Here is a 13,857-nt window from a genome sequence, read left to right as displayed (position 1 = left end):
TTTGAGTCACCTCATCGACCGACGTTTGCAGGGCAAAAACAAATCCGCAGTCAACCGCGAGCGTTTCCTGCGCCGTTACAAATCGCAGATCAAGGATGCGGTGGGGCGCGCCATCAAGGGGCGCTCCATCACCGACATCGAAAGCGGCGAGAAAGTTTCCATTCCCGTCAAGGATGTGGGCGAACCCTCGTTCGGCCACGCCCATGGCGGGGTGTGGGAAACCATCAGCCCCGGCAACCAGGAATATCAGAAGGGCGACCAGATTACCCGGCCCAAGGGCGGCGGGGGCGCCGGCCGTGGCAAGGCCGGCAATAGCGACCAGATGACCGAAGACGATTTCATCTTCGAGCTGTCGCGCGAAGAATTCATGAATTATTTCTTCGAGGATCTTGAACTGCCGAACCTGGTCAAGACCCAGCTGACCGCCACCACCGAGTTCAAGAACCAGCGCGCCGGCTACAACATTTCCGGCACGCCCTCCAATATCCACGTGCTGCGCTCGTTGCGCGGTGCACTGGGCCGGCGCATTGCCGTCGGCGGCAGCTCGCGCAAGCGCCTGGCCGAAGCGCAGGAGGAACTGCAGGCGCTGCTCGACAAGCCGGTGCCCGACCTGGAGGATTCGATCCTGGTGGCCGAGCTGCGCAAGCTGATCCACCATCTGCACACGCGGCTGGCGGCGATTCCGTACATCGACCCGTTCGACCTGCGCTACAGCAACCGCATCAAGGTCCCCAAGCCGATGACGCAGGCGGTGATGTTCTGCATCATGGACGTTTCCGGTTCGATGGACGAAACCCGCAAGGACACGGCCAAGCGCTTCTTCATCCTGCTGTACCTGTTCTTGAAGCGCGTGTACGACAAGATCGAGGTGGTATTCATCCGCCACCATACGGCCGCGTCCGAGGTGGACGAGGAAGAATTTTTCCATTCGCGCGAGTCGGGCGGCACGGTGGTGTCGTCGGCGCTGCACCTGCTCGACAAGGTCATCGACGAGCGCTACGCCGCCGGCAGCTGGAACAGCTACGTGGCGCAGGCATCGGACGGCGACAACTGGGACAACGACTCGGTGTTGTGCCGGCAGTTGCTCACCAACACCATCATGCCCAAGGTACAGTATTACACCTACGTGGAGATCACCGACGGGCCGCCACAGAACCTGTGGGAACAGTATTCGCAGGTACCCGATCACCATCCCCACTTTGCCATGCAAAAAATCGTCACGCCGGCCGATATTTACCCGGTATTTCGCGAACTGTTTAAAAAGCAGGCAAAATCATGAACGATATGACGCACCCCGCCACGCCCACGCCGGGCCCGCGCGACCGCGAACCAGCGTCGCGCCATCCGAACGCCCTGCCCGAGCAATCGGAATGGACGTTCGAGCTGATCGAACAAATCCACGCCGAAATCCGCCGGGTGGCGGAAAACTTCGGCCTCGACACTTACCCCAACCAGCTCGAGATCATCACCGCCGAGCAGATGATGGACGCCTACACCTCGGTGGGCATGCCGGTCTCGTACAACCACTGGTCGTTCGGCAAGCATTTCCTGAGCACCGAGAAAGGTTACAAGCGCGGACAGATGGGCCTGGCATACGAGATCGTCATCAACTCCGATCCCTGCATTGCCTATTTAATGGAGGAAAACAGCCTGACCATGCAGGCGCTGGTAATCGCCCACGCGGCGTACGGCCACAACTCTTTCTTTAAAGGCAACTACCTGTTCCGCACCTGGACCGACGCCGAGGCCATCGTCGATTACATGGTGTTCGCCAAGAATTACATCGCCGAGTGCGAGCAGCGCTATGGCATCGACGAGGTCGAGCTGCTGCTCGATTCGTGCCACGCGATCCAGAACTACGGCGTCGATCGCTACAAGCGGCCGGCCAAGCTGTCGCTGGCACAGGAGCGGGCGCGCCAGAAAGAGCGCGAAGCCTACGTGCAGTCGCAGATCAACGAGCTATGGCGTACCCTGCCACGGCGCGAGGAAGAGGAAGTCAACAAGTCGGCCAAGCGCTTTCCGCCCGAGCCGGAAGAGAACCTGCTCTACTTTATCGAAAAATATGCACCATTATTGGAACCCTGGCAGCGCGAAATGGTGCGTATCGTGCGCAAGATCAGTCAGTATTTCTATCCGCAGCGGCAAACCCAGGTGATGAACGAGGGCTGGGCCACCTTCTGGCACTACACCATCCTCAACCAGTTGTACGACGAGGGCGTGATCGGCGACGGCTTCATGATGGAATTTCTCAAGAGCCATACCAACGTGGTGTACCAGCCGCCGGTGCACAGCCCCTATTACAACGGCATCAACCCGTACGCGCTGGGCTTTGCCATGATGACCGACATCCGCCGCATCTGCGAGCACCCCACTGCCGAGGACCGCGCCTGGTTCCCCGACATAGCGGGCAGCGACTGGCGCAAGACGCTGGACTTTGCCATGCGCAATTTCAAGGACGAGAGCTTCATTGCCCAGTACCTGTCGCCCAAGCTGATACGGGAATTCCACTTTTTTGCCGTGCTCGATGACGATCACAACGAGAAACTGGCCATCTCCGCCATCCACGACGACCTCGGCTATCGTTACGTGCGCCAGCAGCTGGCAGAACAATATAATCTCGGCAATAGAGAACCGAATATCCAGGTATGGTCGGTCAACACCCGGGACGACCGGGCATTGACGTTACGCCATACGCAATTCCAGCGCCGGCCGCTCAACCAGCAGGCCGGCGAGGTACTCAAGCACGTAGCGCGGCTGTGGGGCTTCGATGTCCACCTCGAGACAACGGGGCCCAACGGCGAAGTAATCAGCGCGATGGAAGTTAAACGCGAGAAACGCTCACGCTTTTGACTGACAACTGCAGGACATCCCTGTAGTGTGCTTGTTATGCTAGGCATGAACGGGCCCCTAAAACAGGCACGGCTCTTGCATGGAACAAGACCGGGTTCAGAAGCGAAAGCTTCGATGCCCGGTTTCTTTTTTAGGGAATGCATGGCCGCAGAAAGAAGTCAATATCTTTCTGCACCATTTTGTAGTACCTGGTAACTTGCAGTTTCACTTGAGAAACACCTGCGACCGAATTATCAACTGCGCGTAGTAAAGTTACACGCATAAAATTCCGCAAATGTCCTTAAGGGAGAACTAAGTAATGTCACTGAGGGACTTGCCCCAATTGTGCACTGCAAGAGGCGCTCGCGTGTACCATATTGGTGCAAAGGGAGCGCTAACACACAGGAAAAGCCGACGAAATTTAACCGGTTTTAGGGATGAAAATTCTATGTAAAATCAAGAATTCGTATGTATAATTCGCCGACGTCCCGGATGCGGCTGTTGTTTTATGTCGCCATTTTGGGGTTTAGTAGCAACAAAAAGAGTTGGTATTGGAGAAAGCAGGCATGAATTTCACGCACAACGAAAAAAGTACCGGGAAGAACTTTACAGGCATTACCATTGTCGTTTTGTTGCACGCCCTGGTTGCTTGGGGGATCATTTCGGGCTTGGGCACGCGCTTGGTCGCCAAGCTTGTTGCTCCGGTGGAGACCAAGATCATCGAGGAAGTAGCACCTCCTCCTCCGAAGGAACTCCCACCACCACCACCGCCGCCAGAGATGAAGGCTCCACCGCCACCATTCATCCCGCCAGTCGAGGTGAACGTGCAGCAACCGCCGCCGCCGCAGAACACGATCGCCAACGCGACCAACGTCAAGCCTGCGACGACGGAGATCCAGAAAGCGCCGCCAGCACAACCGGCGCCGCCAGCCCCACCTGCACGTACGGGTCCCCCCAACGTGGCAGCAGTAGCCGACTTCTCCACCTGCGCATTGCCAGAGTGGCCGAAATCGTCGCTGCGTAACGAAGAAACGGGTACGGTGACGTTGTCGTTCCTGATCGCTGCCGATGGTCGCGTCGCCGACTCCAAAATCGTGAAAACCTCGGGTTTCCGCGATCTGGACAAAGCAGCGGTTGTAGGCATCAGCAAGTGCAAATTCAAACCGGGTCTGACGGACGGCAAGCCGACGGAAGCGTGGATGCAGATGCAATATGTCTGGAAGCTGGAGTAAAAGCGAGGCAGCAACACCGTCTCAACTTAAGTAAGTTTCGTTGTCAATTACGTTCAGCGATCTGATTATTTATCAATTTGGAGGAAGCATGTTTAAGAATACCCGTTTGTCCGCTGTACTGGCCGCTGTAATGTTCTCCATGACGGCAACTGCCGCCCTGGTCAGCGCTCCAGCTTACGCACAAGAGACTGCCCCTGCAGCCTCGGCACCAGCAGCGGATGCGGCAGCAGCACCAGCAGCGGATGCAGCAGCACCAGCACCAGCCGCCGACGCAGCAGCTCCAGCAGCAGACGCAGCTCCAGCCCACGGCGCCGCCGCTGGCCACGAAGAAGTTGAGAACCCATACGGCTTCAAGGCAGTTTGGGACGGCGGCTTCGTATCGCGCGCTACCCTGATTATCCTGACCATCATGTCGATGGGTTCGTGGTACATCATCATCGTCAAGCTGATCGACCAACAGAAGATCTTCAAGCAATCGAAAGAAACCAGCGCCAAGTTCTGGAAAGCTTCGTCGATCGCTGCAGGTTCGGCTTCGCTGAAAGAAGGCTCGCCATTCCGCTTCATCGCTGAAACCGGCACCAAGGCTACCGTGCACCACGACGGCGCCCTGCTGGAACAAATCGACCTGTCGACCTGGGTGACCATGTCGATCCAGCGCGCTGTTGACAAAGTTCAATCGCGTCTGCAAGACGGTCTGTCGTTCCTGGCAACCGTTGGTTCGACCGCACCGTTCATCGGTCTGTTCGGTACCGTTTGGGGTATTTACAATGCACTGATCGCCATCGGCATGTCGGGTAACGCATCGATCGACAAGGTTGCAGGTCCAGTTGGTGAAGCACTGATCATGACCGCTTTCGGTCTGTTCGTGGCGGTTCCTGCTGTTCTGGGTTACAACTGGCTGGTACGTCGTAACAAAACCGCGATGGAAGATGTCCGTTCGTTCTCGGCTGACGTTCACTCCGTGCTGATCTCGGGCGCAATGTCCACCTCCGACGCTGCCCGTATGGCCGCTAAAAAGATTGGGTAATTAATCATGTCGATGTCCGTAGGCTCCGATAGCGGAGACGAAGATCAAGTCATGTCAGAAATCAACACGACGCCCCTCGTGGACATCATGTTGGTTCTGCTGATTATCTTCCTGATCACGAGCCCGGTTGTTCTGAAGCTGATCAAGATCAAGCTGCCAGAAGAAAACAACCAGGTTATTCAGACCAAACCGGAAGATGTCAACATTGTGGTAAGCAAGGATGGCGACATCTACTGGAATCAGAAGAAAATGCGGGACACGAATGAGTTGTTCGATTTTCTGAAGGTGGAGGCCGTGAAATTGCCGCAGCCGGAAGTTCACGTTCGTGGCGACCAAGAAACACGCTACGAAGCGATCGGCAAAGTAATCTACACGACCCAGCGCGCTGGTATTCAGAAGGTCGGTTTCATCACCGAACCGCCTGACCGGGGTTAAACCCACCCGTGCACCGCAGGCCTGGTCTCCAGGCCTGCCCTTCTAAAAAGGAAACATCATGAGTATGAATGTCGGCTCCCCATCCGCAGGCGCGGATCCGGAACCAATGATGGAAATGAATATGACGCCCCTCATCGATGTGATGTTGGTGCTGATTATCATGCTGATCATTACGATTCCGAAAGCCAACCACTCGGTCAACTTGAACATGCCGGTCGGTACGCCGCCGCCATCGACCAAGGAACCAGTGGTCATCACGATTGACGTCGATTTCGACGGTACGATTCTGTGGGATAACAACGTCATTCCTGACCGCGGTACCCTGGAAGCGAAACTGGCCGATGTCGCAGCGCAAGCTGACCAGCCGGAAGTGCATCTGCGTCCGAACAAGCTGGTTGAGTACAAAGTCGTGGCACAAGTCATGGCTTCGGCTCAGCGTCTCGGTGTGACCAAGATTGGCCTGGTTGGCAACGAGCAGTTCCAATAATTAGTTCTATGTTCAACGATAGGCAGGACCATTCCTGCCTATTTCGCATTTTGAAGAAAGAAAACTTACCCATGACCAAGTTTCGTCTCGCTCATCTCGGCCTGGTAATGGCCGCTATTGGTTTTACTGCAGCAGCTCCCCTGGCAGGTTTTTCGTCGGTTGCCTTCGCAGCCGAAACAGTGCGCGCTGAAATCGGCAAACCATTGCAGGAAGCACAGAAACTGGCTGCGGCAGGAAAGAACAAGGAAGCACTCGCAAAATTGCGTGAAACCGACTCGGTCGGTAATAAATCCGCCAACGACACGTACCTGATCGAACGCACGCGCGCCTCCGCCGCGTCGGCCGCAGGCGACTTCGACACCGCCGCCAAGGCGTTCGAAAGCGTGATCAACTCCGGCAAGCTGTCCGCTGCCGAACAACCAAAATTCACCCAGGCCCTGGCCGGTATCTACTACCGCATCAAGGACTATCCGAAAGCGATTACCTGGATCCAGCGCGCGCTCAAGGATAATCCGAGCGACGGCGCCATGAAAGAACTGCTGATCCAGACCTACTACATCAGCGGCAAGTACGCTGAAGCAGCCAAGGAACTGTCGTCGCAGAAGACCCTGAACGAAGCCCAACTGGGCATGCTGGCCAACATCCAGCTCAAGCAGAACGACAAAACCGGCTACGTCCAGACCCTGGAACGCATGGCTGCCAGCTATCCGAAGCCACAAACCTGGGCCGATCTGCTGCAACGCGTGCAGACCAAGCCTGGCTACTCGTCCACGCTGTCGCTCGACGTGCTGCGCCTGCGCCTGGCCAACGGCCTGCTGACCAAGCCTTCCGAATACATGGAAATGAGCCAGCTGTCGCTGCAAACCGGCAATCCAGCTGAAGCACTGAAAATCATCAACGAAGGCTACAAGAAAGGCGCCCTGGGCACCGGTTCCGACGCGCCGCGCCACCAGCGCCTGAAAGACCTAGCGACCAAAACCCAGGCTGAGTTCGACGGCAAGCTGGCTGCGGCCGAAGCCGAAGCGACCAAGGCCAAGGATGCCGACGCGCTGGCCAACCTCGGTTACGCCCTGGTATCGTCCGGTAAAGCCGACAAGGGCCTGGCGCTGATGGATCAAGCTGTCAAGCTGGGCACGGGCCGCAATCCGGAAGCCATCAAGCTGCACTACGGTATCGCCCAGTCGATCGCCGGCAAGAAAGCTGCTGCGCTGTCCACCTTCAAGACGGTTAAAGGCACGGACGGCACCGCCGACCTGGCCCGTTACTGGACCATCAGCCTGAACCACGCATAAAGGAACTCTAAAACCTACTGCGCGGCCGCCTGTCGCCGGAGCAAAGCGCAGCGTACCGAAGTACGCTTGCGCTACTCAAGACGATATCCGGCCGCTCGCTACGGTTTTAGAGGTTCCTTTACATACAAAAAAGCGCTGTTTGCTCCGGCAAACAGCGCTTTTTTTTCATCTTTTCCACCCTCTCCCCCGCTCACGTATAATCTTTCATTTAGCGTTAGTTTCCAGCACAATCCCATGAAGGTATTTCGAGGTCTTCCCAACGCGGCATCGCGTGCGCCGTGTGCGCTCACGATCGGCAATTTCGACGGTGTCCACCTGGGCCACCAGGCGTTGCTGGCCCGCGTGCGCGAAGCTGCCGGCGATCTCGGGCTCGAGGCGGCCGTGATGACGTTCGAGCCGCACCCGCGCGAATTCTTCGCGCAAAAATCGGGCGACCTGTCGCGCGCGCCGGCGCGCATCGCCAACCTGCGCGACAAGCTGCAATCGCTGTCCGACAATGGCATCGACCGCGTGATCGTCGAACACTTTTCGTCCTCGTTTGCCGCCCTTACCCCGCAGGAATTTACCGAGAAAGTGCTGGTCGAAGGCTTGCACGTCAAGTGGCTGATGGTCGGCGACGACTTTTGCTACGGCGCGCGCCGCGCCGGCAATGTGCAGATGCTGCAGGAAGCCGGCGAGCGTTACGGCTTCCACGTCGAAACCCTGCCCACCGTGATGAACGGCTCCACCCGCATCTCGTCGTCGGCCGTGCGCACCGCGCTGGCCGAAGGCGATTTTATCCGCGCCGAGGCGCTGCTGGGCCACCCGTACGCCATGTCCGGCCACGTGATCCACGGCCAGAAGCTGGGCCGCACGCTGGGCTTCCCCACCTTGAACCTGCGGGTGCCGCACCGCCCTGCCCTGATGGGCATCTTCATCGTCCAGGTGCATGGCCTGGCGGACCAGCCGCTGCCGGCCGTGGCCAGCCTCGGTGTGCGTCCCACCGTGGATGACAGCGGCCGCGTGCTGCTGGAAGTGCATATCTTCGACTTTGCGCAGAATTGCTACGGCAAGCAGGTGCGGGTGGAATTCCTGCAAAAGATCCGCGACGAAGAAAAGTACATCGACCTGCCCACGCTCACTGCCGCCATCGACCGCGATGCCGACATCGCCCGCGCGTACTTCGCGCAGCGCGCTGGTGTCAAAGATGGCGCAACGTCGGCCACCGACCGAATTTGAGCGCGCGACCAGCTACGCGCGCCGGCTACCCCGAATTCCCCGAAATCCTATTGAAGAAATCCCATGTCCAATCCAAAATCCGACAATCCTAAAAACAGCAAGAAGCCAGAGAGCAAATACCCGGTCAACATGACCGAAACCCCGTTCCCGATGCGCGGCGACATGGCCAAGCGCGAGCCGACGTGGGTGCAGCAATGGCAGGACAAGAAGATCTACGAGCGCGTGCGCAAGGCTGCCGCTGGCCGGCCGAAGTTCATCCTGCACGACGGCCCGCCATACGCCAACGGCGACATCCACCTGGGCCACGCGGTCAACAAGATCCTCAAGGACATGGTGATCAAATCGCGCTCGCTGGCCGGATTCGACGCACCGTATGTGCCGGGCTGGGACTGCCACGGCATGCCGATCGAAATCCAGATCGAAAAGCTGTACGGCAAAAACCTGCCGACCGCCGAAGTGCTGACCAAGGCCCGCACCTACGCGCTCGAGCAGGTGGACCGCCAGCGCAAGGACTTCATCCGCCTGGGCGTGCTCGGTGAATGGCAGAATCCATATCTCACCATGAACTACTCGAACGAGGCGGACGAGCTGCGCGCGCTCGGCAAGCTGCTGGAAAAGGGTTATGTCTATCGTGGCCTGAAACCGGTGAACTGGTGCTTCGACTGCCAGTCGGCGCTGGCCGAGGCGGAAGTGGAATACCAGGAAAAGCGCGATCCGGCGATCGACGTCGGCTTCAAGTTCGCCCAGTTCGACGCGCTGGCAGCGGCCTTCAACCTGCCGCAGCTGCCGACCGAAAACGGCTTCATCGTCATCTGGACCACCACCCCGTGGACCATCCCGTCCAACCAGGCGTTGAACGTCAACCCGGAAGTGACCTACGCGCTGGTACAAAGCGAGCGTGACGGCCAGCCGCTGCTCTTGATCCTGGCGCAGGACCTGGTGGAATCGTCGCTGGCGCGCTTCAAGCTCGAAGGCACCACGATTGCCACCACGCTCGGCGCGGCGCTGGAAAACATCAGCTTCCGCCATCCGCTGCACGCAGCCGATCCGTTCTTCGACCGCCTGTCGCCCGTGTACCTGGCCGACTACGTGACCACCGAGAGCGGTACCGGCGTGGTGCACTCGGCGCCGGCCTATGGCCTCGACGACTTTATCTCGTGCCGCGCGCATGGCCTGAAGGACGAGCAGATGTTGACGCCTGTGATGGGCGACGGCAAATTCGCGTCCACGCTGCCGCTGTTCGGCGGCCTGACCATCTGGGAAGCCTCGAAACCGATCTGCGACGCGCTGCGCGACGCGGGCGCGCTGTTCGAACTCAAGATGTTCGCCCACAGCTATATGCACTGCTGGCGCCATAAAACCCCGATCATCTACCGCGCCACGTCGCAGTGGTTTGCGGGCATGGACGTCACGCCTGCCGACGGCGGCGCCACCCTGCGCGAGACCGCGCTGGCCGGCATCGAACAAACCGAATTCTTCCCGGACTGGGGCAAAGCGCGCCTGCACGGCATGATCGCCAACCGTCCGGACTGGACCCTGTCGCGCCAGCGCCAGTGGGGCGTGCCGATGGCCTTCGTCGTCCACAAGGAAACCGGCGCACTGCATCCGCGCACGCCGGAACTGATCGAACAAGTCGCCCAGCGCATCGAGCAGGGCGGCATCGACGCCTGGCTGGCGCTCGACCTGAAGGAACTGATCGGCGACGAAGCAGCCAGCTACGAAAAGAACAAGGACACGCTGGACGTGTGGTTCGATTCCGGCGTCACCCACCAGACCGTGCTGCGCGGCTCGCACAAGGAGCAACTGGCCTTCCCGGCCGACCTGTACCTGGAAGGCTCGGACCAGCACCGCGGCTGGTTCCACTCGTCGCTGCTGACCGCGTCCATGCTGGACGGCAAACCGCCGTACAAGGCGCTGCTGACCCACGGCTTCACGGTCGATGGCGAAGGCAAGAAGATGTCGAAGTCGCTCGGCAACACGCTGGCGCCGCAAAAGATCTCCGACACCCTGGGCGCCGACATCCTGCGCCTGTGGATCGCGTCCACCGACTACACCGGCGAGCTGTCGATCTCCGACGAGATCCTCAAGCGCGTGACCGAGGCATATCGCCGCATCCGCAATACGCTGCGCTTCCTGCTGGCCAACACGTCCGACTTCAACCAGGCGCAGCACGCGGTACCGCTGGAGCAGATGCTGGAAATCGACCGCTACGCGATCGCCAACATGGCCGCGCTGCAGGAAGAAATCGCCCAGCACTACACCCGCTACGAATTCCAGCCGGTGTACTCGAAGCTGCAGAACTACTGCTCGGAAGACCTGGGCGGCTTCTACCTCGACATCCTCAAGGACCGCCTGTACACCTCGGCCATCGATTCGCCGGCACGCCGCTCGGCGCAGACCGCGCTGTGGCACATCACGCAAAGCCTGCTGCGCGTAATGTCCCCGGCGCTGTCGTTCACGGCGGAAGAAGCCTGGGCCATCTTCGCCGGCGAGGAAGCATACGCCGCCAGCGACGAGACCATCTTCACGCAAACCTGGTGGCAGTTGCCGCAGCAGGCCGACGCCGGCGCGCTGCTGGCCAAGTACACGGCGCTGCGCACGGTGCGCGCAGACGTGACCAAGCAGCTCGAAGACCTGCGCACGTCGGGCGCGATCGGCTCGTCGCTGCAGGCGGAACTGTCGATCAAGGCATCGGGCGACAAGTACAAGTTGCTGGCCAGCCTGGACGACGATCTGAAATTCGTGTTCATCACGTCGGCCGCCGAGGTGGCGGAAGTATCGACCGAAGCGGAAGAAGTGGTGGCAGTTGCCGCATCGACGGCTGAAAAGTGCGAGCGCTGCTGGCACTACCGCGCCGACGTGGGCGCCCACGCCGACCACCCTACCCTGTGCGGCCGCTGCTACAGCAACTTGTTCGGTGCGGGCGAACAGCGCAAGTTCGCTTAAACTGTGTGCGCGCCAAAGCTAGCCGCTTAGTCGCTAACGCATAATCCGTCATTCCCGCGCAGGCGGGAATCCATGCTGAGCGTGATACGTCATCAGCATGGATCCCCGCGTACGCGGCGGTCCGCCGAAGCGGGATGACGACATCGGCACCTTTGGATACTCCTGACACCGTATTTCTCGCTGAATCATAATGGCCACCAAAAAAATCATCTCTTCCAAATCCTCGGCCAGCCTGACGCCGTGGCTGGGCATCGCCTTCATCATCATCCTGATCGACCAGCTGACCAAGATCACCATCACCCGCACGTTCGCGCTCGGTGAAGAGAAGTTCATCACGTCGTTCTTCAACCTGGTGCTGGCGTATAACAAGGGTGCTGCCTTCAGCTTCCTGCACGACGCCGGCGGCTGGCAGCGCCACTTCTTTACCGCGATCGGCCTGGCGGCGGCGGCGTACATCATCTACCTGCTGAAAAAGCACGGCGGCCAGCGCATGTTCTCGTGGGCGCTGACGCTGGTGCTCGGCGGCGCGCTCGGCAACGTGATCGACCGCGTGGTGTACGGCCATGTCGTGGACTTCCTCGATTTCCACTGGGAGGGCCTGGGCCACTTCCCGGCGTTCAATGTCGCCGATGCGGCGATCTGCGTCGGCGCCGCGCTGTTCATCCTCGATGAGCTGCGCCGGGTAAACAAATAAAGCGGAGAGCATCATGGAATTAAGCGGCAAGAAAATCGTGCTGGGCCTGTCCGGCGGCGTGGCGTGCTACAAGGCGGCGGAATTGTGCCGCGCGCTGACCCGCGCCGGCGCCTCGGTGCAGGTGGTCATGACCGACGCCGCCGAACACTTCATCACGGCCGTGACCATGCAGGCGCTATCCGGTAACAAGGTGTATTCGAGCCAGTGGGACCCGCGCGTGGACAACAACATGGCCCACATCGACGTCACGCGCCACGCGGACGCGATCATGATCGCGCCATGCTCGGCCGACTTCATGGCCAAGCTGGCGCACGGCGTGTGCGACGACCTGCTCTCGACCATGTGCCTGGCGCGCCCGCGCCACGTGCCGCTCCTGGTCGCGCCGGCCATGAACGTGGAAATGTGGCAGAACCCCGCCACCGGCCGCAACGCCCGCCAGCTCGAAGACGACGGCATCGTCATCTTCGGCCCCGCAGCGGGCGACCAGGCCTGCGGCGAAGTGGGCATGGGCCGCATGCTCGAACCGGCGCAACTGCTGGAAGAATTGATCGCCTCGTTCCAGCCGAAAGTACTGGCTGGTAAGCGCATCCTGATCACGGCCGGGCCGACGTTTGAGGCCATCGACCCGGTGCGCGGCATCACCAATCTGTCGTCGGGCAAGATGGGTTATGCGGTGGCGCGCGCTGCGCGCGAAGCCGGCGCCGAAGTGGTGCTGGTGTCCGGCCCCACGGCGCTGCCGGCGCCGTTCGGCGTGCAGCGCATCAATGTGCAAAGCGCGATGCAGATGCACGACGCGGTGCTGGCCAATGTCGATCACCAGCACATCTTCATCGCGGTGGCGGCGGTGGCCGACTGGCGCATCTCGAATGCCAGCGAACAGAAACTGAAAAAGAACCCGGACGGCTCGGTGCCCGACCTGAAATTCGAGCAGAACCCGGACATCCTGGCCACGGTGGCAGCGCGCACGTCGCTGGCCGGCCATCCGTATTGCGTGGGCTTTGCCGCCGAGTCGGAAAACCTGATCCAGTTCGGCGCCGACAAGCGTGAGAAAAAGGGTATTCCACTGCTGGTCGGTAATATCGGCCACCACACCTTCGGCCAGGACGACAACACCATCATCCTGTTCGACGAAAACGGCCACACCATCCTGCCGCGCGCCGACAAGCTCACGCTGGCGCGCCAGCTGATTTCCGAAATTTCCAAACGCATTACCCAGCATTCGCTCTTCGACAAATAACATGAACACTATCGACGTCAAAATCCTCGACCCGCGCATGAAAGACCAGTTGCCGGCCTACGCCACCCCGGGCTCCGCCGGTCTCGACCTGCGCGCCTGCATCGATGCGCCGATGGTCATCGAAGCCGGCCAGACCGTCCTGATTCCCACCGGGCTGGCGATCCACGTGGCCAATCCCGGCTACGCCGCCATGATCCTGCCGCGCAGCGGCATGGGACACAAGAACGGCATCGTGCTCGGGAATCTGGTAGGCTTGATCGACTCCGATTACCAGGGCCAACTGATGATTTCGACCTGGAATCGCGGCCATAGCACCTTCACCCTGAACCCGATGGAACGGCTGGCGCAACTGATTATCGTGCCGGTGCTGCAAGTGGGCTTCAACGTGGTGGATGAATTTGACAGCACCGAACGTGGCGCCGGAGGCTTCGGCAGCACGGGCGTACAATAACGAGCAGGA

At 59.9% G+C, this 13,857-nt stretch carries 12 protein-coding genes; all 12 read left to right on the top strand.

What is annotated here, in order from left to right; translation table 11 throughout:
• Window position 1: 1 nt before the first annotated feature.
• Window positions 2-1,279, top strand: coding sequence for a YeaH/YhbH family protein (locus SR858_RS04775; RefSeq protein WP_026637466.1), 1,278 nt, complete (start codon window positions 2-4; stop codon window positions 1,277-1,279).
• On the top strand, window positions 1,276-2,850 hold the full coding sequence (locus SR858_RS04770) for a SpoVR family protein (protein WP_019922879.1): 1,575 nt from the start codon (window positions 1,276-1,278) through the stop codon (window positions 2,848-2,850). Before SR858_RS04775 ends, SR858_RS04770 begins: the two co-directional genes overlap by 4 nt.
• 545 nt (window positions 2,851-3,395) lie before the next feature.
• Entirely contained in the window at window positions 3,396-4,061 is a 666-nt protein-coding gene (locus SR858_RS04765; protein WP_026637467.1) for an energy transducer TonB, read from the top strand.
• A gap of 88 nt (window positions 4,062-4,149) precedes the next feature.
• Window positions 4,150-5,088, top strand: a complete 939-nt coding sequence (locus tag SR858_RS04760; RefSeq protein ID WP_152882032.1) for a MotA/TolQ/ExbB proton channel family protein — start codon at window positions 4,150-4,152, stop codon at window positions 5,086-5,088.
• Between the two features lie 6 nt (window positions 5,089-5,094).
• Complete coding sequence (locus tag SR858_RS04755) at window positions 5,095-5,523, top strand: ExbD/TolR family protein (RefSeq protein ID WP_026637469.1); 429 nt, start codon at window positions 5,095-5,097, stop codon at window positions 5,521-5,523.
• A gap of 58 nt (window positions 5,524-5,581) precedes the next feature.
• Window positions 5,582-6,010, top strand: coding sequence for an ExbD/TolR family protein (locus tag SR858_RS04750; RefSeq protein WP_026637470.1), 429 nt, complete (start codon window positions 5,582-5,584; stop codon window positions 6,008-6,010).
• Between the two features lie 71 nt (window positions 6,011-6,081).
• Window positions 6,082-7,302 (top strand): tetratricopeptide repeat protein, encoded by a 1,221-nt coding sequence (locus tag SR858_RS04745; RefSeq protein ID WP_193333384.1) that lies wholly within the window; start codon window positions 6,082-6,084, stop codon window positions 7,300-7,302.
• 234 nt (window positions 7,303-7,536) lie between these two features.
• Entirely contained in the window at window positions 7,537-8,520 is a 984-nt protein-coding gene (locus SR858_RS04740; protein WP_019922886.1) for a bifunctional riboflavin kinase/FAD synthetase, read from the top strand.
• Window positions 8,521-8,583: 63 nt separating this feature from the next.
• On the top strand, window positions 8,584-11,466 hold the full coding sequence (gene ileS, locus SR858_RS04735; protein ID WP_019922887.1) for an isoleucine--tRNA ligase: 2,883 nt from the start codon (window positions 8,584-8,586) through the stop codon (window positions 11,464-11,466).
• Window positions 11,467-11,656: 190 nt separating this feature from the next.
• On the top strand, window positions 11,657-12,160 hold the full coding sequence (gene lspA / locus SR858_RS04730) for a signal peptidase II (RefSeq protein WP_019922888.1): 504 nt from the start codon (window positions 11,657-11,659) through the stop codon (window positions 12,158-12,160).
• A 13-nt stretch (window positions 12,161-12,173) separates the two neighbouring features.
• On the top strand, window positions 12,174-13,397 hold the full coding sequence (gene coaBC / locus SR858_RS04725) for a bifunctional phosphopantothenoylcysteine decarboxylase/phosphopantothenate--cysteine ligase CoaBC (RefSeq protein WP_019922889.1): 1,224 nt from the start codon (window positions 12,174-12,176) through the stop codon (window positions 13,395-13,397).
• A 1-nt stretch (window position 13,398) separates the two neighbouring features.
• Window positions 13,399-13,848 carry a dUTP diphosphatase gene (gene dut, locus SR858_RS04720; RefSeq protein WP_019922890.1) on the top strand — a complete coding sequence of 150 codons (450 nt, stop codon included), beginning with the start codon at window positions 13,399-13,401 and terminating at the stop codon, window positions 13,846-13,848.
• The last annotated feature ends 9 nt before the right edge of the window (window positions 13,849-13,857 follow it).

Source organism: Duganella zoogloeoides, from assembly GCF_034479515.1.
In the GTDB taxonomy this organism is placed as follows: domain Bacteria; phylum Pseudomonadota; class Gammaproteobacteria; order Burkholderiales; family Burkholderiaceae_D; genus Rugamonas; species Rugamonas zoogloeoides.
This window is presented reverse-complemented; position numbering and strand designations above follow the sequence as displayed.